General features: G+C 35.4%; 23 protein-coding genes, 3 pseudogenes and 1 riboswitch. Of the genes and pseudogenes, 19 read left to right on the plus strand and 7 right to left on the minus strand.

Annotation, left to right across the window (positions count from 1 at the left end):
- Positions 1-26 precede the first annotated feature (26 nt).
- A complete protein-coding gene (locus ACFQU5_RS03175; protein ID WP_390284620.1) occupies positions 27-614 on the plus strand; it encodes a GNAT family N-acetyltransferase in 588 nt (195 codons plus the stop codon).
- 189 nt (positions 615-803) lie between these two features.
- On the opposite strand, the gene ACFQU5_RS03180 is transcribed toward ACFQU5_RS03175, so the two are convergent.
- Positions 804-1289 (minus strand): GNAT family N-acetyltransferase, encoded by a 486-nt coding sequence (locus tag ACFQU5_RS03180; RefSeq protein ID WP_390284622.1) that lies wholly within the window; start codon positions 1287-1289, stop codon positions 804-806.
- A gap of 335 nt (positions 1290-1624) precedes the next feature.
- Between ACFQU5_RS03180 and ACFQU5_RS03185 the strand changes: the two genes are divergently transcribed.
- Entirely contained in the window at positions 1625-2233 is a 609-nt protein-coding gene (locus ACFQU5_RS03185; RefSeq protein ID WP_390284624.1) for a transglutaminase-like domain-containing protein, read from the plus strand.
- An 83-nt stretch (positions 2234-2316) separates the two neighbouring features.
- On the opposite strand, the pseudogene ACFQU5_RS03190 reads toward ACFQU5_RS03185, so the two are convergent.
- Both ACFQU5_RS03190 and ACFQU5_RS03195 read right to left on the minus strand, forming a co-directional pair.
- Positions 2317-2522 (minus strand): annotated as a pseudogene (locus tag ACFQU5_RS03190) (amidase); the annotation flags it as partial.
- Positions 2523-2528: 6 nt separating this feature from the next.
- Positions 2529-3029, minus strand: coding sequence for a GNAT family N-acetyltransferase (locus ACFQU5_RS03195; protein WP_390284626.1), 501 nt, complete (start codon positions 3027-3029; stop codon positions 2529-2531).
- A 95-nt stretch (positions 3030-3124) separates the two neighbouring features.
- Between ACFQU5_RS03195 and ACFQU5_RS03200 the strand changes: the two genes are divergently transcribed.
- The 4 genes and pseudogenes from ACFQU5_RS03200 to ACFQU5_RS03215 all read left to right on the plus strand — a co-directional run bounded on the left by ACFQU5_RS03200 (position 3125) and on the right by ACFQU5_RS03215 (position 7380).
- Positions 3125-3571: a MarR family winged helix-turn-helix transcriptional regulator gene (locus ACFQU5_RS03200; RefSeq protein WP_390284628.1), complete on the plus strand. Its 447-nt coding sequence runs from the start codon at positions 3125-3127 to the stop codon at positions 3569-3571.
- 58 nt (positions 3572-3629) lie between these two features.
- A pseudogene (locus ACFQU5_RS03205) lies at positions 3630-4990 on the plus strand (NAD(P)-binding domain-containing protein).
- Positions 4991-6129: 1139 nt separating this feature from the next.
- Positions 6130-6555: a VOC family protein gene (locus ACFQU5_RS03210; protein WP_390284630.1), complete on the plus strand. Its 426-nt coding sequence runs from the start codon at positions 6130-6132 to the stop codon at positions 6553-6555.
- Positions 6556-6672: 117 nt separating this feature from the next.
- Positions 6673-7380 (plus strand): DNA alkylation repair protein, encoded by a 708-nt coding sequence (locus ACFQU5_RS03215; protein WP_390284632.1) that lies wholly within the window; start codon positions 6673-6675, stop codon positions 7378-7380.
- Positions 7381-7491: 111 nt separating this feature from the next.
- Here the strand turns inward: ACFQU5_RS03215 and ACFQU5_RS03220 are convergent, their stop codons facing one another.
- Entirely contained in the window at positions 7492-7689 is a 198-nt protein-coding gene (locus ACFQU5_RS03220; protein WP_390284634.1) for a YwbE family protein, read from the minus strand.
- Positions 7689-7880 carry a hypothetical protein gene (locus ACFQU5_RS03225; protein WP_390284636.1) on the minus strand — a complete coding sequence of 64 codons (192 nt, stop codon included), beginning with the start codon at positions 7878-7880 and terminating at the stop codon, positions 7689-7691. Before ACFQU5_RS03225 ends, ACFQU5_RS03220 begins: the two co-directional genes overlap by 1 nt.
- Positions 7881-8150: 270 nt before the next feature.
- A riboswitch (PreQ1 riboswitch) is annotated at positions 8151-8197 on the plus strand.
- A gap of 122 nt (positions 8198-8319) precedes the next feature.
- Between ACFQU5_RS03225 and queF the strand changes: the two genes are divergently transcribed.
- The 10 genes from queF to ACFQU5_RS03275 all read left to right on the plus strand — a co-directional run bounded on the left by queF (position 8320) and on the right by ACFQU5_RS03275 (position 17808).
- Positions 8320-8820: a preQ(1) synthase gene (gene queF / locus ACFQU5_RS03230; RefSeq protein ID WP_390284638.1), complete on the plus strand. Its 501-nt coding sequence runs from the start codon at positions 8320-8322 to the stop codon at positions 8818-8820.
- Positions 8821-8933: 113 nt separating this feature from the next.
- Complete coding sequence (gene queC, locus ACFQU5_RS03235) at positions 8934-9593, plus strand: 7-cyano-7-deazaguanine synthase QueC (protein ID WP_390284640.1); 660 nt, start codon at positions 8934-8936, stop codon at positions 9591-9593.
- 3 nt (positions 9594-9596) lie between these two features.
- Positions 9597-10070: a 6-carboxytetrahydropterin synthase QueD gene (gene queD, locus ACFQU5_RS03240; RefSeq protein WP_390284642.1), complete on the plus strand. Its 474-nt coding sequence runs from the start codon at positions 9597-9599 to the stop codon at positions 10068-10070.
- Positions 10063-10791 carry a 7-carboxy-7-deazaguanine synthase QueE gene (queE, locus tag ACFQU5_RS03245; protein WP_390284644.1) on the plus strand — a complete coding sequence of 243 codons (729 nt, stop codon included), beginning with the start codon at positions 10063-10065 and terminating at the stop codon, positions 10789-10791. The genes queD and queE overlap by 8 nt, the downstream gene beginning before the upstream one ends.
- A 43-nt stretch (positions 10792-10834) precedes the next feature.
- Positions 10835-11374 (plus strand): VUT family protein, encoded by a 540-nt coding sequence (locus ACFQU5_RS03250; RefSeq protein ID WP_390284646.1) that lies wholly within the window; start codon positions 10835-10837, stop codon positions 11372-11374.
- 532 nt (positions 11375-11906) lie between these two features.
- Complete coding sequence (locus ACFQU5_RS03255) at positions 11907-12923, plus strand: mannonate dehydratase (protein ID WP_390284648.1); 1017 nt, start codon at positions 11907-11909, stop codon at positions 12921-12923.
- Between the two features lie 102 nt (positions 12924-13025).
- Positions 13026-13964, plus strand: coding sequence for a 5-dehydro-4-deoxyglucarate dehydratase (gene kdgD, locus ACFQU5_RS03260; RefSeq protein WP_390284650.1), 939 nt, complete (start codon positions 13026-13028; stop codon positions 13962-13964).
- A complete protein-coding gene (gene gucD, locus ACFQU5_RS03265; protein ID WP_390284652.1) occupies positions 13951-15411 on the plus strand; it encodes an alpha-ketoglutaric semialdehyde dehydrogenase GucD in 1461 nt (486 codons plus the stop codon). The genes kdgD and gucD overlap by 14 nt, the downstream gene beginning before the upstream one ends.
- A 300-nt stretch (positions 15412-15711) precedes the next feature.
- Positions 15712-17058, plus strand: a complete 1347-nt coding sequence (locus ACFQU5_RS03270; RefSeq protein ID WP_390284654.1) for an enolase C-terminal domain-like protein — start codon at positions 15712-15714, stop codon at positions 17056-17058.
- Positions 17059-17127: 69 nt separating this feature from the next.
- A complete protein-coding gene (locus ACFQU5_RS03275) occupies positions 17128-17808 on the plus strand; it encodes a FadR/GntR family transcriptional regulator (RefSeq protein WP_390284656.1) in 681 nt (226 codons plus the stop codon).
- Positions 17809-18023: 215 nt separating this feature from the next.
- On the opposite strand, the gene ACFQU5_RS03280 is transcribed toward ACFQU5_RS03275, so the two are convergent.
- Positions 18024-18710: a YjjG family noncanonical pyrimidine nucleotidase gene (locus ACFQU5_RS03280; protein ID WP_390284658.1), complete on the minus strand. Its 687-nt coding sequence runs from the start codon at positions 18708-18710 to the stop codon at positions 18024-18026.
- A 262-nt stretch (positions 18711-18972) separates the two neighbouring features.
- Between ACFQU5_RS03280 and ACFQU5_RS03285 the strand changes: the two genes are divergently transcribed.
- The 3 genes from ACFQU5_RS03285 (at position 18973) to ACFQU5_RS03295 (ending at position 21328) form a co-directional block, all read left to right on the plus strand.
- Positions 18973-19539 (plus strand): AAA family ATPase, encoded by a 567-nt coding sequence (locus ACFQU5_RS03285; protein WP_390284660.1) that lies wholly within the window; start codon positions 18973-18975, stop codon positions 19537-19539.
- Positions 19540-19756: 217 nt separating this feature from the next.
- Entirely contained in the window at positions 19757-20218 is a 462-nt protein-coding gene (locus tag ACFQU5_RS03290; protein WP_390284662.1) for a VanZ family protein, read from the plus strand.
- Between the two features lie 789 nt (positions 20219-21007).
- The gene (locus ACFQU5_RS03295) at positions 21008-21328 is read left to right on the plus strand and encodes an STAS domain-containing protein (RefSeq protein WP_390284664.1); all 321 of its coding nucleotides are present in this window, start codon (positions 21008-21010) and stop codon (positions 21326-21328) included.
- 208 nt (positions 21329-21536) lie between these two features.
- On the opposite strand, the pseudogene ACFQU5_RS03300 reads toward ACFQU5_RS03295, so the two are convergent.
- A pseudogene (locus tag ACFQU5_RS03300) lies at positions 21537-21782 on the minus strand (IS110 family transposase); the annotation flags it as partial.

Consider the following 21782-nt stretch of genomic DNA (forward strand, 5'->3'; position numbering starts at 1 on the left):
TAACTAGAAATAGGGAGGGAAGTAAAATGAAAAAAATGATTTGCTTAGAAAATGAAGTCGTACAATTAAGACCTGTTGGAAGAGAAGATGTTGATGACATCCTGAATGCTGCAAAGTATCCTGAAATTTGGGAGCATATGTCGGTTTCGTTACTAACTAAGGAAGATGTCCGAAATTATGTTGAAAATGCAATTAAAGAACGTGATGCAAATATATCTTATAAGTTTGTCATTGTTGATAAAGCAGCCAATCAGATAATTGGTAGTACGTCTTTTTTAGATATTTCAGAGAATCATAAAAGAGTAGAGATTGGTTCGACATGGATCCAACCAAATTATTGGCGGACAAACATCAACACAAACTGCAAATATTTATTACTAAAATACTGCTTTGAAGAGATGGAGCTTAATCGCGTGCAAATTAAGACCGGCCATGAAAATCACCGTTCTCAAAAAGCAATTGAACGTCTAGGAGCATCAAAAGAAGGGATTCTAAGAAATCACATGATTCGTAAAGAAGGGAAAATTCGTCATACGGTTATGTATAGCATCATTAAGGAAGAGTGGCAACAAATTAAAGAGCGGTTTCTAAGAGAATTGCTAACCTTCAAATGAAACGATGGACCAAAAAGGAACGGGTTCGGTTTACTTTAGTACAAAAATCAAATTAGTGTAGTAAGTCCAGGTTCAAATCCAATTTGAACTGGACATTATATTATTATTGATATATAAGGATTTGTGTTAAAACTTGTATCAAACTAATTAACTATCTACTTACTCTAAAAAAGCTCGCTTATGCGAGCTTTAAATTATTAGTACCATTCTTACTGTCCTTAGGATGTAACCATCAAAATCATCATCAAATTCTGTGACAACTTTGAACCCCTTCGCTTCGTAAAATGTTTTTCCGATTTTATTTTCTTTTTCCACATTTATAAAGATTTCTTTGACACCATCTAAGTATTTAAAACCTTCTTTCAACAAAGCTGTTCCTATCCCTTTCCCTTGATACTCTGGGTATAAATAAATTGCAGCAAGTTCTGCTTTACCGTCTTCTTTTACAGGAGAGTAATTAGCAAAACCAACTATTTTTCCGTCAACTTCTGCAACAAATATGATAGAACGCTCTAAACGTCTTTGCATCATTTCATCGCTATAAGCAGATTTTAAAAAATTCTCTTGAATTTCAGAAGGAATAATCCCTTCGTATGTGTAATTCCAACTTGTTTTAGCAACTTGTTGCACTTGCTGAATATCTTCCTCTTTCATTTTACGAATAAAAAATCTCAATCTCAACAGCCTTTCTGTTTGTTAATTAATTCCAATAATTTTAAACATTATATCATTTCGATTAATAGAAAAGGACATTTCCTTCGAATATTTGGGAAAAAACGAGTAATAGAGGATTGCGGAGGACAATGCTTTTTTTCTATCGCCTAATTCTAATGTTGCTTACATATTAATTTAATTGTTAATTTCAATGTTCTTTCTATGTTTTGTAGTTTAAAACTGACCCCGTTAACCAAAAAGGTCAACATGTTTATAAATTTTCATAGTGCTTAACTTGAAAATGGTGTATTATAATTCGTAAATATACATAAAAATACATCATCTGGGGTGAAAATATGATTTTAATTTCTGAGTCTAGTAATCTAGAAGATTATCTGCTGGAGATGGAAGAAGTTAATTATTCTAATCCGATTATTCAGGAGAAAGTTAATGAACTATTTAACCATGAACAGACAGAAATCGAAAAAGTTAAGATTGCTTTTGAATTTGTCCGAGATGAGATATCTCATTCTTGGGATATTCAAGGAAGAAAGGTGACATGTGTTGCTTCAGACGTACTAAAGCATAAAGAGGGGATTTGTTATGCTAAATCAAACCTTTTAGCTGCATTATTGCGTTCTCAAGGAATTCCAACTGGTTTCTGTTATCAGCGTTTAATGCTGTTTGATACCCCTGAAAAAGGATATTCACTACATGCTTTGAATGCAGTTTATCTAAAATCAATAAATAAATGGATACGTTTGGATGCTCGAGGAAACAAACCTGGTGTCAATGCCCAATTTTCGTTGGATGAAGAAAAACTAGCTTTTACTGTTAATGAGGATTTCGATGAAAAGGACTACCCAATTATTTATGTAAAGCCAGATACCAAAACAATCAAGGTATTAAAAGAGAACACCGATGCATTAGAAATGTATAAAAATAAATTGCCTGAAAGTATATAGAGTCATTGGAATGATGATTGAAAGAAAAATCTCTGCTTGTAAAAAGTAGAGACTTTTCATATTCGAATCGTAAGATCTACATTTTAGATTCTAAGTTCTGGAGCATCTCTATATTTAGTAGGTTGCTCTTAGGCATAGCGATTTTATTCATACCGCTTCAGAGAACGCTGTGCCAGCAAACGTTATACCGAGGTTTTCCGCCTTTCTTATATCCAGCAGGTACTGCAATGCTTGGGTATCCCGCTTTTGAACAAATGGTTGAACCGACATAAGAGGGGAAGAGGATTGCATGTCATTAATCTATTCCAATTGCACTACTTCTTCTTTCAAGCAGTAGAGTATCCCTCCAAACACCCTCTCTTTTTGCGATTTTTTCACGAATGCCAACAATCTTGAAGCCGTTCTTTTTATGTAATTGGATACTGGCTTCGTTTTCAGTAAAAATTTTCGCTTCCAAAGTCCAGAATCCTTCAGCCTCTGAATTTTTGATTAGTTTATTAAGCAGCATATTGCCAATGCCTTTGCCTTTTGCCCCGTAATGTACATAAATGCTTAACTCGCCGACTCCTGCATACACTTGTCTAGTCGAAACAGGAGTGAGCTTGCACCAGCCCAAAATCGCTGAATCTTCTTCTGCTACTAATGTGCAGGGGAGAACTGCATTACCAAGCCACTGTCCAAATGTTTCGGGTGCGTGTGTTTCAAAGGTAGCATTTTTTGTTGCCATACCAGCTTCATAAATGAGTTTCACTTGATTCCAATCTTGATTTGTCGCTTTACGGATAATAATCGACATAAACAATACCTCCAGGAAGTTCATAACTAAATATTAAATAAAATACTTGCAATTTGCAATAAAAGAACGTATAAATAAATCAAGAGGTGAGAAATATGGAAAACAAAAGAGAAATTTTCCATGTGCTAACGAGAAGATTTGGTTTATTAAATAAAAATTGTTGTGTTGTAGGGGATCATGAACTTTCGATTGTTCAAAGCCATATTCTTTACGAAATTGATAAGCAATTTGAACCCTCCATGCAGCAAATAGCCGAATCCCTGGCAATGGATATCACGACATTCAGCAGACAAATCCAAACATTAGTCAATTTGGAATTAGTAAAGAAAACACCTTCACCACAAGATAAACGAGTATCCATTTTAAGTTTAACAGTACAGGGAAAATTTGTAGTAACAAATATAGACCATTCCATGAATGCATATTTAGACGAGGTATTTTCTCATATGAACGAATTTGAAAGAGAAACGGTTATTCGTTCTCTTAAATTATTAAACGAAGCCATGTCAAAATCCTCTGTATGTTGTAAACCGTTATATTAAGCAAGAGCAATCTTGCTTCTATTTTCAATATTTACTTGCAAATTACAAGTAAATTCGAATGGAGGGTATTATAGTGAAAAGTAAGAAGTGTTGTGGAAGTTCAAATTTTGAGGTTACATCTGTTCTGGAGAAACATGAAGATATAACAATCAATAAGTTACCTATAGCAGTTATTGGTGCGGGTCCTGTTGGTTTAGCGGCAGCAGCTCATTTAGCTGATTGGGGCCAGGATTTCATACTTTTGGAAACTGGATCCAGAGTGGGACAAAATATTATTGAGTGGGGACATGTGCGTCTCTTTTCACCTTGGCAATATAATATCGACAAAGTTGCCAAGAAATTATTGGAAAATAGCGGTTGGACTGTACCTTTAGCAGAAGAGCTTCCTACCGGGAAAGAACTTGTAGAAAAGTACCTAGAGCCTTTAGCAAATCTTCCTCAAATCAAAAAAAATCTACACCTTAATGCTAAAGTCTTCTCTATAAGCAAAAAAGGCTTGGATAAGATGAAAAATTCGGGAAGGGAACAATCTTCATTTGTACTTTATGCAAAACAAAATGGTATGACTAAAAGATTTGAGGCAAAGGCAGTAATTGATGCAACGGGTACATGGGCACATCCTAATCCGGTGAATGCCGACAATATTTGGACGACGGAAGAAAGAGAACTTAAAGAGCGGATATTCTATGCATTCCAGATATTCAAGGAAATGAAAGGGAACGATATATCGGAAAAAAAGTAGCAGTTGTTGGAGGTGGTCATTCCGCAATTAATACAATACTCGAGCTCTCTGAACTAGGTGAAAAAGTAGAAATTAATTGGATAATGAGAAAGGAAAATGTGGAAAGCGCATATGGAGGAGAAGAAAAAGACGCTCTTAAAGCAAGAGGAAAACTTGGAAGTCGCATTCATCAATTAGTTGATAGTGGACAAGTGAAAGTGTTTACACCATTTCTGGTTCATCAGTTAATTCACAATAATAATAGTCTTGAGCTGATTGGGGAAAGTAAAGGAGAAAAATTTACTCTTTCAGGAATAGATGAAATTATTACCAATACGGGAAGTAGACCTGATTTCTCATTTTTACGAGAAATTAGATTAAATGTAGACCCTGCAACCGAAAGTGTGGGGGCACTCTCTCCTTTAATTAATCCTAATCTTCATAGTTGTGGAACAGTTCGACCTCATGGAGAAGAAATATTAAGACAACCAGAAAAAAACTTTTATATTGTTGGAATGAAAAGCTACGGTCGAGCACCTACATTTCTGATGGCTACAGGTTATGAACAAATCCGTTCAGTTGTTTCGTTTCTTGTCGGAGATATTGAAGCTTCGAAAAAGGTAGAGCTTGAATTGCCGGAAACGGGTGTTTGCAGTATTAATTTAATAAACAATACAACCTCAACATGTTGCAATTAAAAGGGGAGTGATTTGACATTATGACTGTAAATAACGGGGGCAACTTATCTAAGGAATATTTTGGAGCGTATTTCAGGCTAGTAATGAATGCAAGGAACTGTTCATTGGAAGAAGCTCAAGAATATATAATTAAACATTTCTTTAACGGTAACATAAACTCATTTGGTAAGTATAGCTATACTAGTTATTTGAAAGCAGTTGAGAAACTTACTTTGAGTTAATTTTTTCGTGGTCAAGGGTACTTTTAATTTACATTGCATCCAATGTGTCCCTATGTTACTGAGTTGAAAAAAGGAATGAGGTAGGAGCGGAATTATCTTGGGCAATAGGGCAAATCGCTGGTTGACTTTCTCTGTAGTGACTCAAAACAAGCGGTAATAAGACAAAAGTTAGGGAGAAGGTATCTCAAGTGTCACAAAGACAGCGATAATATGACAAATCGCAGGTGGATAGTCTCCGAAGTGACTCAAAACAAGCGGTATTGAGACAAAAGTTAGGGAGAAGGTATCTCATGTGTCACAAAGGCAGCGATAATATGACAAATCGCAGGTGGATAGTCTTCGAAGTGACTCAAAACAAGCGGTAAAGAGACAAAGTTAGGTGGAAGGTATCCGAACTTTCACAAAGAAAGTGGTAATGTGACAATTAATTTGTGGGAAGTAAGAAATTGTCCCTGTGCTTCTCGCTGAAGCATAATAAGGAGCAATCTTAATGCTGAGATGCCGTGCATAAGTCTGAAGAAGCATAATTTTTCATGATAGTCGTTCTAAAACTCCCAAAAAAAAAAAATTAAAACCCGGAATAAATTCCGGGTTTTGATTACACTTACATAATGTTATCCACGACACACTGCCTCGCTTTCGCATAGAATCCTAAGATTTACCTTAAGAAAACCGTGCTTTCGCTTTTCAGTTAAATGTTCTTCAATGATAACAATGAATCCCATCCATCGGGTTAACCCTCCTAATCATTGGAGTCGAAGTGAAATCTTTAATAGTATAGCTCGGCATGAAGTTTTTATACGTTTTTTTTAACAAAATAAAAAAAGTGAAGATGGCGAGATACTTATGATAATCTAAATGTAAGGTGCAGAAATATTTCAAATTAATGTTTTATTAGATGGAAAAGTGGTGAATTTTATGATTTTAGGTGTACATGCTTATATCAGAACGAATGGTAACGGAAAAGAAGCTTTAAAATTTTATGAGAATGCTTTAGAAGCAGAAAATTTAGGAGTTCAAACTTACGAAGAATTACCTGAAAATCCTGATTTTCCTCTCTCCGAAGAAGCAAAAGATCGTGTACTCCATGCACAATTAAGAATTAATAATACTTTTCTGATGTTATCGGATACATTACCGGGCCAACAGTTCCATACTAGTTCACAAGTTGAAATTGCAATCCTCTTTAATGATATAAGAAAATCAAAAGAGGTTTATGGAAAACTACTTGAAGGTGGCGAAGAAATCATGCCTATTCAAGAAACTTCCTGGAGCCCATCTTATGGTCAAGTAAAAGATAAATTCGGAGTTACTTGGCAGATTTCTACGATTATACGAGGTTAAAGCTCGATATTTATAATCAAGTACTTCAAGTAAATTGCAATTTCTTTAATAATTTCCGAGCGGTTAACTAAAGTGTAAAAATATTAGTGTCTAACAAATAGAGAGGAAGTGCAGAGATTGGATTTCGAAACGGTTATGGAGGAACTGGAAGCCCTTGGTAAAGAAAGAACGAAAAAGACTTACATAAGCAATGGAGCACACGAACCAGTATTTGGTGTGGCAACAGGTGCAATGAAACCTCTTGGAAAGAAAAACAAAAATAATCAGGATTTAGCTGAACAGTTATACGCCTCGGGGAACTATGATGCGATGTATTTTGCTGGTATGATTGCCGATCCAACGATTATGACCGAAGCAGATTTTGAGCGTTGGATAGATGGAGCCTATTTTTATATGCTGTCAGATTATGTAGTTGCTGTAACATTGGCTGAAACTGATATTGCACAAAAGGTATCAGATAAATGGATTGAAAGTGGGGAAGAACTTCGGATGTCGGCAGGCTGGAGCTGTTACTGCTGGCTATTTGGGAATCGCCCAGATTATGAATTTGATCCCAGCAAAGTCTCAGATATGTTAGATCAAATTGAAAAAACAATTCATAACTCTCCTGAACGTACAAAATCTTCGATGTGTAATTTTGTCTATACAGCTGCAATTTCATTTGTACCTGTCCATGAAAAAGCGGTTGAAATCGCAAAATCAATTGGAACAGTTGAGATAAAACGAGACAACAAAAAAGGCAGCATTGTGGATATATCCGCAAATATTCAAAAGGATCTTGATCGAGGGGCACTTGGTTTTAAACGAAAATATGTTAGATGTTAAGGTAACAATAATTTTATTATGTAAACTAACGGTTTAATACATATAATTCCTCTCAAAGTAAGTAAAGCATCCAAGTAGTAGAATAAACTACTTGAATGCTATTTCATGTTTTTATTTCGAATGAATTTGCTGAACTCGACCAATCTGCCCATCCGTAAGCCGAACTTTAATTCCATGAGGATGATTCGGCGATTTGGTCAGAATGTCTTTTACAATTCCCCTGGTAAGTGTACCGGTTCTTTGATCTTTTTTTAAGACGATATCTACAGTGATGCCAGGTAGTATATCTTTACGATTTTGGCCGTTCATTAAACACCCATTTTTCTGCGGGTATTGCTAGCTTTCTTTGTTTGTTGGCTTTTCATTTTTTGGCTTGATAGGTCAGCTTTTATTTTACCCTTGCCATTATTGGCGTTGTTCTTTTTGTTCTCAAGCTGCTGCTTTACCAGCTCTTGCAAACTTTTCTTCTTCGGTGATTCATTTTGATTATTCTCTGTCATAGAAATTCCTCCTAAGGCATACGTTAGTCAGTCAAGTATAATCTATTTTCACGGCTTTGGAAAGAATGGTCATACAGTAAATGTGGAGTTTGATTTTCAACTGGAATTAGAAGCCGTAAAATGGTGAGACTAGTCCATGATAAGTGATTCCAACGAGAGTAAAACAAAAAGGAATGCTGGAATTGTTCTAAACTAGGAAATATGGAAAAAATGTATTGACTTCCTCCAGAATTTTCTTTAATATGATGAAGAATTAATTGCCCGAACGAATCGGGAGAGGTTCATAGCTGATACCCTCTATAAAAAACTATGGAAACATGACACTATGCCATGTCCATAAAAGGACGTGGCTTTTTTATTTGTTTCTTATTTTTTATATTGCGTGTGCTAAAGCCTCTCTTGATTAATGTTGGGATACATTTTCAAGGAGGTTTTTTTTATGTCTGGCCGAAAAAATACAGAAGGCTTAAATGATTTAACACTACTAGGAAACCAAAATACTCAATATGCAACTGATTATGCACCGGAAGTTTTGGAGGCAGTAGATAGTCTTCATTCGAACCGTGATTATTTTGTTAAGTTTAACTGTCCAGAATTTACTAGTCTTTGTCCGATTACAGGTCAGCCTGATTTTGCGACAATGTATATTTCATATATTCCGGATAAGAAAATTGTAGAAAGCAAATCTCTGAAACTTTATTTGTTTAGTTTCAGAAACCATGGAGATTTCCATGAAGACTGCGTCAACATCATTATGAATGATTTAATTAAACTATTAGATCCAAGATATATTGAAGTATGGGGGAAATTTACGCCACGTGGTGGAATCTCTATTGACCCATGGTGCAATTATGGAAAACCTGGAACAAAGTATGAAGAAATGGCGAATTACCGTTTAATGAATCATGATCTAAATCCAGAAAAAATCGATAATCGATAATTGAATAATCCTTCTTATAGGAAGGAAGAGGTTTTAGCTACCCTCTTTAAAAAACTAAGAAGAAACAGCATTTCTCTTAGAGTGCTGTTTTTTCAATTAAGGGAGTTTTATACATGAAGCGAGAAAAAGCATTGGTTGTGTTTAGCGGCGGTCAGGACAGCACGACTTGTCTGTTCTGGGCAAAGAAACGTTTTTCAGAGGTAGAAGCAGTGACTTTTGATTATGGTCAACGGCATAGTCTTGAAATTGAATGTGCAAAAGAGATTGCTAAGGAATTAGATGTGAAGCATCATATATTGGATATGTCGCTTCTAAATCAACTTGCACCAAATGCATTAACAAGAAATGATATTGAAGTAGCAGATGGAAATGATGGAGAACTGCCATCTACATTTGTTCCCGGCCGAAATTTGCTGTTTCTTTCATTTGCAGGTGTATTAGCAAGTCAAGTGGGAGCAAAACACATCGTTACCGGAGTATGCGAGACAGACTTCAGTGGATATCCTGACTGTCGCGACATTTTTATAAAATCCTTAAATGTAACGCTAAATCTATCGATGGACGATTCCTTTGTAATCGAGACACCGCTAATGTGGTTGAACAAAGCACAAACTTGGGAGCTGGCAGACAAATTAGGCGCTCTTGAATTTGTTCGTGAAAAAACGTTGACTTGCTATAACGGTGTGATTGCAGGCGGATGTGGGGAATGTCCGGCTTGTAAATTGCGTCAAAAAGGGCTTGATGAATATTTAAGCTTTAAAAAGGAGTGTTAAGACTTGGATGAATTTCGAATTGTCGACAAGCTCCAAAGAATTGACGAGGATATAAAGAGAAATGAATTAAAATATCATTCTAAGCGTGTTCTCGTCAGCAAAGAATTTACCTTTGATGCAGCACATCACTTACATAACTATGAAGGTAAATGTAAAAACCTGCATGGCCATACGTATCGCGCAATATTAGGGATAAGTGGCTATACAGATGAACGTGGCTTAGTAATAGATTTCAGCGATATAAAAGAAATATGGAAACAAAAAATTGAGATAGATTTAGACCATCGTTATTTGAATGAAACACTGCCTTCAATGAATACAACTGCAGAAAATATTGTAGTTTGGATTTATGAAAAACTTTCGCAAGCATTGCTTCAGCTACAGGAAGCAAACGATTTGAGAGTAGAATTTGTTCGATTATATGAAACGCCCACAAGCTATGCAGAAGTTAGACGGGAGTGGATGAATCTTGAGTAAAATTCCCGTTATTGAAATTTTTGGACCGACTATACAGGGTGAAGGAATGGTAGTTGGGCAGAAGACGATGTTTGTGAGGACTGCTGGTTGTGACTACTCCTGTTCATGGTGCGATTCTGCATTTACATGGGACGGTAGTGGAAAGCATTTAATTGCTCAAATGACAGCTGAAGAGATATGGGCTGAGTTGAAGCGTCTTGGAGGCGATGGTTTTTCATTTGTGACGATTTCAGGTGGAAATCCTGTACTTCTTCGAAATCTAGAATCACTCATTTCGATTTTAAATGCAAATGACATAAAAATCGCAGTGGAGACACAGGGGAGCAAATGGCAAGATTGGCTATATAAGATAGATGAATTAACAATCTCGCCAAAGCCTCCGAGTTCAGGAATGGAAACGAATTATTCAATCCTTTCTGAAATGGTAGAAAAACTTGAAACTCGAGACAGCAATCAGCATATTTCACTAAAAATAGTTGTCTTTAATGAAGAAGATTATGATTATGCAAAGAAAATTCATCTCAGGTACCCTACAATTCCTTTTTACCTTCAAGTAGGTAATGACGATATTGCACAGGGTAATAATAAGCAATTGATCAGTCATTTACTGGAGAAATACGAAACATTAATTGACAAGGTAGTTGCAGATGATGAATTAAGGAATGTTAAAGTTTTGCCACAACTACATACGCTTGTTTGGGGAAATAAAAGAGGCGTATAGTTATGAATCTACAAATATTTTAAGATGATTTAAGGAGAGACACATGAGAATAGTATTTTATTTATTATCAATTGTGATTGCCAATGTAGTCACAGCGCGATTTGCACCATTAGAATTTGGTATGTTCATCGTTCCAATGGGAACTCTTTTTGTTGGAGCTACTTTCATTTTCCGAGATCTTGTGCAAAATAAATATGGTCGAGGAAGAACCTATCTATTTATCTTTACAGCATTATTTTTATCAGCAGTAGTTTCCTATTCTTTAGGTGACACATTAATGATTGTTGCAGCATCGGCAATTTCATTTTTAGTTGCTGAAACGGCTGATACAGAAATTTATACACGTTTAAAACTCCCAATGGCTTGGCGAGTATTCTATAGTGGAATTGTTGGAGGACTGTTGGATTCTGTAATTTTCGTTATTATCGGTTTAAGTCCACTTGGAGCAGGGTTTTTACCATGGGAAGCAGTGCCGGCTGCCATTATAGGTCAAGTAATCGTAAAAACGATTATTCAAACGTTTGGTGCTTTGATCTTAAATCAAATTCATGGAATAAAAGAGAAAGATATGATTACAGGGTAAAAGTTAAATAGAAATAACCAACCTCCTTTCTGCCATGAAGGGAGGTTGTTCTATTTTAAAAAAGGTATTAACTTTGGGATGTTTGTGTATATACCTCACATATTGAGTTTAGGCAGTATTCATGTTAAAGATGTAAATATTTTTGAAATTGAACCAAAGATTCTTGAAACCTAAATAAAAATTGTGGCAATTCTACAAAAATATAAAAAATTATCAAAAGAAACGTATTGACTTGTATTGTATTATTGTCTTACAATTAATTTATCAGAAAATTCTATAAAGATGAAGAGGATGAGATGTTTCATACGAAACCCTTTTTATTCATGTTAAGTATTGAGGTAGTTGCTGTCATCATTGTTGAAATCGCTTTCACGAAAGGTTTTTGATTGGCACCTATATAGCGGTATTACGAAAAATACACTAATAAGTAAATTGGTGTACTTAAGTACTTAGCATACTTCATAGAAATTTCAAGTTCTATATGACCATTATGGATAATTTGAAAAGTATCAGAAAAGGAGAGGTGACAAATGTGAAAATTTCAGTAACTGTCAATACAACTGATCTTTCTGATTTAGATTTACAGCAGATGGTGCAATTAGGGATTGATTGTGTAGACTTTGGTATTGGACATTCTTTTAAAGGAGTTAAAGAACAGGGGTTTCCTGATTTAGACGAACTTTTGAAGTTGAAAAAGCGTTTGCGCAGCTGGGGATTAGAAGTGAATCGTGTAACGCTTCCCAATATTACACAGGCATTTATGGAAGAACAGCCAGGTAGTGAAAAACAACTTGAAAATTCTATCAAAGCCGTTAAAACTTTTGGAGAGGCAGGAATTGGAATTGTACGACAACGATTCGAAGGTGATGTGTTCTACGGTCGTTCGCAAAGCTATAAGTCTATACAACGTGGAGGCTTGATTGGTAGAGGGGAAAGTGTGGGATTACTAAGCAAAAAGGATCCTACCCCTACAAGTGAGGAGCTTACGCGTTGGTGGGGTAATTTCCAACGTGCGTATCGAGAAATTGTTGACGTGGCACTAGATAACAACGTAAATGTTGCGATGCATCCTTCAGATACACCACACCCGGATTCTCCTTTTGGAGGGATAGGTCTTCACCGTATTATCGATGACTTCCCTCAAAAAAATGTTGGTTTTGTGTATTGTATTGGAACTAGAGCTGAAGCAGGAGGATCTTCCCTTGTTATGGACGAAATCAATCATTTTGGAAGAAAGAATCGTATCTTCTTAGTTCACTTCCGAAATGTTCGTGGCAGCCTCCCAACAGCAGGTGCTTTTGAAGAAGCGATGCTAGATGATGGGGATCTCAACATGTTTAAAATTTTGCTTGAACTTGACAAAGTTGGGTACCAAGGATGTATTAATCCGGATCATGTTCTTACTTTTGCAGGTGACACACCTGATTTAGATGACAAGTGGGCATTTTCGAATATAGGGTGGAAACATTCTAGTTTAGGCTTTGCATACTCTATCGGTTATATGAAAGCTTTATTAAATGCATTAGTGGAGTATAAAGGTAGAGCATAATGACGTAGCTTTATTCGACATAGCCCCATTCAATTAATAATTGTCTAACAATATTACAAAGGGGTATTTAAAAATAAAATATAACGAAAGAAGGTTAATAATATGCAAACAAGAGAGATTCCAAGAGGTATTTTAGGTTTTCCAGTAACACCAATGAATGATGATTTATCAATTGATTATGTGGCTTTTCAGCGCAATGTTGAATTTTTAATTGAAAATGGTTTAGAATCTGTCTTTATCGCTTGTGGTGCGGGTGAATTACACGCAATCGATAACGAAGAGTATGAGCAACTAATTATCAAAGCGAAAGAAGTTGTAAAGGGGCGTGTTCCGATCTATACAGGTGTTGGAGGGAACATTACTGCAGCATTACAGCAAACTAAATTATCGGCAAAGCATCATTTGGACGGATATCTAATTTTACCGCCATACCTGATTGAACCTTCGCAGGATGGAATCTATGAATATGTTAGAACAATTGCAGAAAGTACAGAATTAAATGCAATTGTATATCAGCGTGACAACTGTATTCTTACTGTAGACACATTAAAAAGATTAGCTGAAATACCTCAGCTTAAAGGGTTTAAAGATGGAGCAGGAAATATCGAAGTGAATGTAGAATTTACACAAGCGTTGGGTGACCGTTTCGTTTGGATTAACGGAATGCCGCTTGCAGAGGTAACGATGCCAACTTATGTCACGATTGGATATGACACATATTCATCTGCCATTTCGAACTATATCCCTTATGTATCGAAACAATATTTTGAAGCTTTAAAAAATGGGGATAAACAAAAAGTTAGTGAAATTTATGAAGACATTATTTTCCCGATTCATAATATCCGCAGACAAAAGAAAGGATATGCAGTTTCACTAATTAAAGCTGGGATGCAAATTGTTGGCTTACCGGTAAGGAATAATGTTCGACCGCCAATTGCTCCGGTAGAGCCTGAACATTATGAAGCACTTAAAGCGATTATTGCAAAAGCAGAGGAAAGATACGGAACTTTAAAAGGAGATGGATCATATGTCGGTAACTAATCAAGAACATGCTGTAAAAGTATATGGAAACTACATTAATGGTGAATGGGTGAATTCAGCGACTGGTCAAGTATCTGAAAGTACCAACCCAGCAAATCCTTCAGAAGTAGTAGGGATTGTTCAAAAATCTTCAGTTGAAGAAGTAAACGAAGCGTTTACGGCAGCAAACGAGGCACATAAATCCTGGAGTCGACTTGCTGCACCTACACGCGGAGATTACTTGCTGAAGGTATCTAATGTATTGGAAGAACGATTAGACGAAATCGCATTAACGATGACAAAGGAAATGGGAAAAACTTTCGCAGAAGCGAAAGGGGAAGCAGCGCGTGGAGTTGCCATTTTACGTTATTATGCTGGTGAAGGAATGCGTGCAAATGGAGATGTAATCCCATCGAGCGATCCAGATGCTTTAATGTTTACTAAACGTACTTCCCTAGGAGTTGTTGGTGTGATTACACCATGGAACTTCCCAATCGCTATTCCGATCTGGAAAATGGCCCCTGCACTCGTATACGGAAACACTATAGTTTTAAAGCCGGCAAATGAAACATCCGTAACAGCGGCAAAAATTATAGAGTGCTTTGATCAAGCTAATTTGCCAAAAGGTGTCATAAATTTAGTAACAGGTTCAGGTGCGGTAATTGGAGATGTAATGCTTGCAAATCCACATATTAAAGCGGTCACGTTTACTGGGTCAAACACGGTAGGCAAGCATATTGGGCGATTGGCATTTGATAGAGGCATCAAATATCAGCTCGAAATGGGCGGAAAGAATCCAGTTATTGTAGCAGAAGATGCGGATTTAGATCTTGCAGTCGAAGCGACAATTAGTGGAGGCCTAAAATCTACTGGTCAAAAGTGTACAGCAACGAGTCGCGTAATCGTACACGAGTCAGTATATGAGGAATTCAAAAAGAAATTAGTTGCAGAAACTGCGAAGATTACAGTTGGAAGCGGAGAAGATTCATCTACTTGGATGGGACCGTGTGCAAGTGCTTCTCAGCTAGAAACCGTATTATCTTATATTGAAATTGGTCAACAAGAGGGTGCCGAGCTTATACATGGTGGAGAACGTGTTGAAGGTGATGGCTACTTTGTAACACCGGCAATCTTTGATAATGTAACAGCAGATATGCGAATTGCACGAGAAGAAATCTTCGGACCAGTACTAGGTTTAATGAAAGTTTCAAGCATGGAAGAAGCTGTTGAATTGGCAAATGATTCTGAATTTGGTTTAAGTGCTTCAATCTTCACGACTAATATTCAAAAAATGATGAAGTTCATCAATGAAATGGATGCAGGTTTAGTACGTGTCAACGCCGAAAGTGCTGGTGTCGAGTTACAGGCACCATTTGGTGGAATGAAGCAATCCAGTTCGCATTCACGTGAACAAGGTCGTGCTGCCATGGAGTTCTTCACATCTATTAAAACTGTTTTTGTGAAGTAGTGTAATAATCTAGGAAGAAAAGAATCTATTAGAAAAATACTTTTACGCAGCCATGGTGCAACACCATGGCTGTCTATTACCTAGTAACAAAAAACGTATCGTTATTTTTGATTTATTTATATATTTATCCTGGAAAACAAACCCGAGGATAATAGATCATTTTCTTAAAACATAACGGAATTATTATGTTGTACTTTTCTTTATCATTGCCCATAGCTCACTGGGAAATGTTGGTTGGTGTCTTCTTGTTAATGAAACCCGAGAGTTTGAGAATAAATTCAAGATAGTGGAGGGATTGTAATGGAAACGGCAAATCTTACAACAGTTGTACCTGTTATTAAGGATATGAAAGTGTTCCCTGTAGCTGGATATGACAGCATGCTATTAAATTTAAGTGGTGCTCATAGTCCATTCTTTACACGTAATATTTTGGTATTGGAAGATAGTATGGGGAATATTGGGGTTGGAGAAGTCCCAGGTGGTGAAGAAATTACCAAAACACTTGAAGAAGCAGCTCCACTAATTGTAAACAAAAAAATCGGACAATATAAAGCAATACTTTCGTCGATTCGCCAGCAATTTTCTTTTAAAGATAAAGGAGGTCGTGGTTTACAGACTTTTGATTTACGTACAACAATTCACGTCGTAACAGCAGTAGAATCAGCGTTGCTTGATTTACTTGGGCAGCATCTAGAAGTTCCTGTCTGTGACCTATTAGGAGAAGGCCGTCAACGTGAAAGCGTTAAAATGCTGGGTTATCTATTTTATATTGGAGACCGCAACAAAACGGCTTTACCTTATTTATCAGGTGAAGGGGCGGAAGATGATTGGGCTTACTTGCGTCACCAAGAAGCGTTAACGCCTGAAGCAATTGTGAAATTAGCGGTTGCTGCGTATGAAAGGTACGGATTTGAAGATTTTAAGTTAAAGGGTGGTGTCTTGTCACCGGAAGAAGAAATGGATGCCATTGAAGCTCTTGTTCATCGTTTCCCAAATGCAAGAATTACGCTTGATCCTAATGGTGGCTGGACACTGGAGCAAGCTGTAAAGGTGATGAAAGAACGTGGCCATCTGCTTGCATATGCCGAAGATCCATGCGGTGCTGAAAATGGCTACTCTTCTCGAGAAATAATGGCAGAATTTAAGCGTCGTACAGGTTTAAAAACAGCTACAAATATGGTGGCTACAGATTGGCGTCAATTCGGCCATGCACATAGCTTGCAGTCAGTTGACATTCCGTTGGCAGATCCACACTTCTGGACAATGGAAGGCTCTGTTAAAGTAGCACAACTTTGTCATGAATGGGGTTATACATGGGGGTCGCATTCCAATAACCATTTTGATATTTCACTCGCTATGTTTACCCATGTTGCAGCTGCAGCCCCAGGTGAAATTACTGCCATTGATACCCATTGGATTTGGCAAGACGGTCAACGTTTAACAAAAGAACCATTTACTATTAAAAATGGAGAAGTAACTGTACCAACGAAAGCTGGGTTAGGTGTGGAGATTGATTGGAATGAATTGGAGAAAGCCAATCAATTATATCAAGAAAATGCATTAGGAGTCCGTGATGATTCAGTCGCTATGCAATATTTAGTGCCAAATTGGAAATTTGATCCGAAAAAGCCTTGTTTAGTGCGCTAATAAATTCAGTTTTAATTCATATATAGTATAATAGATGATGTAGATGACAGGATAGGTGTGTGAATTAGATTGAATAAATTTTCTTCTGAAAATATTAAAAGAACAACACTCTCTCAGCAAGTGCTAGACAATATCGTTAATTTATTAATGAGTGGTCAATTAAAGCCGGGAGATCGATTGCCATCAGAATTTGAACTAATGGAACAATTCGCGGTAAGTCGTCCTGTATTAAGAGAGTCGCTTAGTGCACTGGAAACCTTGGAAATTGTTACGCGGAAACCGCGAGATGGTACAATTATTAATGATAAAATTAGCAGTTCTCCTTTCAAAGCGATGCTAGCCCTATCTATTAATGATGTGCCAGCTATTATTGAAGCACGTATGGTTTTGGAACTAGGTCTTGTTACAATGGCATGCGAGAAAATAAAAGATGAAGAGTTAGAAAGACTAAAGCGTACGATTGATTTAATTGAAGTAAATCGTGACAAAGATTATGGATACTTAGACCAAGAATTTCATCGAATTATTGCTGAAGCAGCTGAAAACCCTGTTGTTGAGGGAATGATTGTAGCACTACTTATCGCTCATAAGAAAACCGATAGTTTAATTACTTATCGTGATCCGGATATTACAATTGAGCATCATTTGGCAATTTACTCGGCACTGAAAGAAAGGAATCATATAGCAGCTTATAATGCCATGTATAAACATTTATCCTTTGTTCGTTCTAAAATTCTGGATAAACAATAATATAGTCTATTTATTTCTAAAGAAGGCGACACCGATAAAAGGTGATCGCTTTTTTCACGTTGAATTATAGAAACAGATTTTAATTTACTTCTTAGGCTACAGGGCTAGTGTGCGTAAAGGCAATTCTTATATAGCACTTTTCAATTTTATTAGAAACTTTTTTATTAGCTGGCGTGTTCTTTTTTTGTATTGCTTATGTCAAAGACGAAATGCACTTATTTTATAATCTCTAACAGGCTTTCTAATTTATTTATTTCGTATGTGGGTTTTAAAGTTATATCATTTTCCTTGTGCTTAGGATTGAACCAACAAGTATCAATGCCATAGTTAATTCCACCTTGAATATCAGAAGTCAACGAATCGCCTACCATTAATACTTTGGATTTATCTGTAATCTGTAGCTTATCAAAGGCATAATCAAAAATTCCCGTTTGTGGTTTTTGGAAACCAGTGGATTCAGAGATAATAATATGTTCAAATGTATCTTTTAACGTGGAATTATTCGTTCTTGTCGTTTGTACATCTGTGTAACCGTTCGTAATAATAGCTAAGCGTTTATGCGAGAGCTCGCTAATGACTTTTTCAGCTCCTTGGACAAGGTGAGTTTGTTCTCCAAGAAATCCTAAATAATCTTGATTGAATACAATTGCGTCAATTTCAAGTTCATGTTCTAAAAATAATCGCCTATACCTCTCTGAACCTAGTTCAACAAGGCTCATTTTTCCATTTTCTAAATCTCTCCATAACACTTTTCTAATTTCTTGGTAACTCTTTTCATACAGCTTTAAGTTATTAAATAAATTATATTTCTCAAAGACTTTATTAAAAGCTGCTTGCTCCGATTTAGTAAAATCAAAAAGTGTGTCATCTATATCAAAAAATATAATATCGTAATTCTTCATTTTATCCCCTACCTTTTTAATTGTGTTATGAATACTCAAAAATATCTGCTACCTATAAATCTTCTCACACATAATATTGTTTTCTCAAGAATAGGGAGTAATTCTTGAAGATGAATTGTACCTTATTCAGCAATAGGGCCAGATTATGGAATAACATTTTTATAGATGGTTAAAAAATACATGGAGACTTTTGTAATATTCTATATAATTGTAGGTAATGGTAAAATTTGAAAAATGGCTAAATAATAAGGGGAAAGTTTAAATGAAAAGGTTAGTCGTTATTACGGTAGGTAAGACACATAGTGGGAAAAGTACTTTTGCGAGAGAATTAGAAAGTAAATTAGAAAACTCTTTTGTTTTAGATCAAGATAATCATGCTGAATTTATTAATACATATTACGAAAAGCTACAGCCCAAAACGGAACCAAACACCCTAAAATATGAACTCTCTAAGTTTATTGCGGATTATGCAATAGAAAATACGAACCTTCATATTATTGCTAGTAGTGCAAATCGAACGAAAATAGGTAGAAAGTATTTACTTGAGGATGTATATAATCAAGAAAAGTTTATCCGTATTTTAGTTCATTTTGATATCCCAGAAGAAATTCTTAAAGAGCGGGTTATCAATAGTACACGTAATACGAGTATATTTAGAGGCGCTTATGCTAATTTTGAGCAAGTACTTATTCGGCAACAAGCTGAGTCTTTACATGAAGATGTAGTAGACCCAGAAGAAGGGGAAGCAGACAATTTATTTGTTATTAAAGATAACAAAGAGGTTAATTCTGTCATTGAAGAAATAATCAATATATCTTTAAGTAAATGATTATTATTAGATTTGTTATAAAGATTCATATTGTGCTAACTAAGGCATTAGTTGTTGCACATTCGGGCGCATTTCTTTAATAAGGAATGTGTATTTCTCTGTTTAAGGGTCATATTCTTGAATATTAATCTACAATTCAGTTGGATATAAATGTTAAACTATAAAAAAGGTCTGAACAAATACCTTTAAATAACGCCGCTGCATTGTTGGAGGAAATATGAAGTTAGTAAACGTCATCTTTGGTATTAGTTTCGTACTTTATTTATTAGCAATGATAATACTATTGTTTTTGGGTCAGAGAGGTTACATCTGGGTAGACGTAACGTTGTTAGATTATATAAAAAAATCTTCAAATTTTGTTCCATTTAAAACAATCAGTACATATATTCAGGCAATAATTGGTAGTAGCATGAATATGGATATACCAATAAAAAATCTTGTGGGTAATTTATTTATGTTTTTGCCAATCGGTATTTATCTACCGTTTTTCATAAACAGAATAAATAAAATAAGCACGTTTAATATTTTTATGATTATATTATTATTCTTTATTGAAGCTATACAATTAGTTACAAGAAGAGGAAGTTTTGACATAGATGATTTCATTCTAAATATGCTTGGAGCTTTAATCGGTTTTAGAATTTGGAATACAAATATTGTTCAAAAATTACTTAAATAGTATATTGTTATTCCACAAAACCAGCTAATAGTTGTCAAGATTTTTCAATAAAAAATATAGAACCTACATGATATACTAAAAAAGGGTATACCAAAAAGCCTTCCTTTCTAAGATTGGAAGGTATTGTTTTATATTCTTAGATATGATTTTTAATCCGTATTTTGGAAGGGTATTTTCCTTTTTAGTAGGGCATAAATCCAATGTAAGAGCTTATTTGCACAAGCAATTANTTATCTGTATACTGCTGTGTTAATCCAATAATGTCCTTCCAAGTTGGCATCACAATCCTCCTAACTTAGAATTAATGCCCATTTTATTATAAAAGTGAGTGTACCAATCAGCACTGAATAAACACCTTCAATCATCAAACTGTCTTTTACTATCTTCTAATGATATCTTTTAACAATATCTCGGAAATATACTTATAATAAGCATCTCTTTACCTATTCAATACACGGGAGATTATTTTTATATGTTTAAGAAAATGAGATACTGTGGCATCTCATTTTCTTCTTTCACTAACATTGTAGGGTAGTTTAGAAATACTTTTAGTTTGTTTCAACAATCGGGCGCTTTCCTTGAATTTAGGAAAGTGCTTTTCATTAAATGCCCATTTACTAACACCTAAAAGAAGGATATTTAAATATATATGTTTAAATAGAGTGGATTTAGAAAATGTACTAAAACTAATGGAAGTTTAGTGTTAGGAAAACTATTATAAAAGTGGTAAAAATGGTTTGAAATTTCTGAAAGAGGGAATTAGTAATTAGCTATTATGGAGGCGAATCAATGAGGCTAAGTATGCAATTTCATGAAATTGATAATTTATTAATAGGGTTTATTGAAGGTCAAATCGATATTCATACAGCGCCAATATTAAAAGATGAATTAGAATCGATTGTTTTAACAAATTGCATGATAATAGAACTAAATTTGTCCAAAGTAATTTATATGGATAGTAGTGGTCTAGGAGTAATTGTTGCACTCTATAAAAGAGTAATTAAAGAGAAAGTTGATTTGAAATTGGTACTAACTGAACGAATGATGAGAATGTTTAAAATTACGGGTCTTTGTGAATTTATGGATATTGAAGTGGGAAAAGCAAACTAATGTAAGTTAGAATTATTTAAATATTAATAAAGCTACTTAACTATTGAGAGCTTTAATGATTATCGCTCTTCCACAAAACCAGCTAATAGTTGTCAAGATTTTTCAATAAAAATATTAAAACCTACATGATATACTAAAAAAGGGTATACCAAATAAGCCTTCCTTTATAAGATTGGAAGGTTTTGTTTTATATTCTTAGATATGATTTTTAATCCGTATTTTGGAAGGGTATTTTCCTTTTTAGTAGGGCATAAATCCAATGTAAGAGCTTATTTGCACAAGCAATTATGGCTACTCTAAAAGGTTTCCCTTCTTCACGTTTTTTATCGTAGAACTCTCTTAATCGCTTATTTATAGGGATAATTTCATCGCTGGTTTTTTGCTTGCGTGCATCTCTTATACCGCATTGTACAGCCATAAACAACGCTTGCCTTAGTCTGCTAGAACCTCTTTT

This window comes from Ureibacillus sp. GCM10028918, from assembly GCF_042666115.1.
Classification (GTDB): Bacteria; Bacillota; Bacilli; order Bacillales_A; family Planococcaceae; genus Ureibacillus.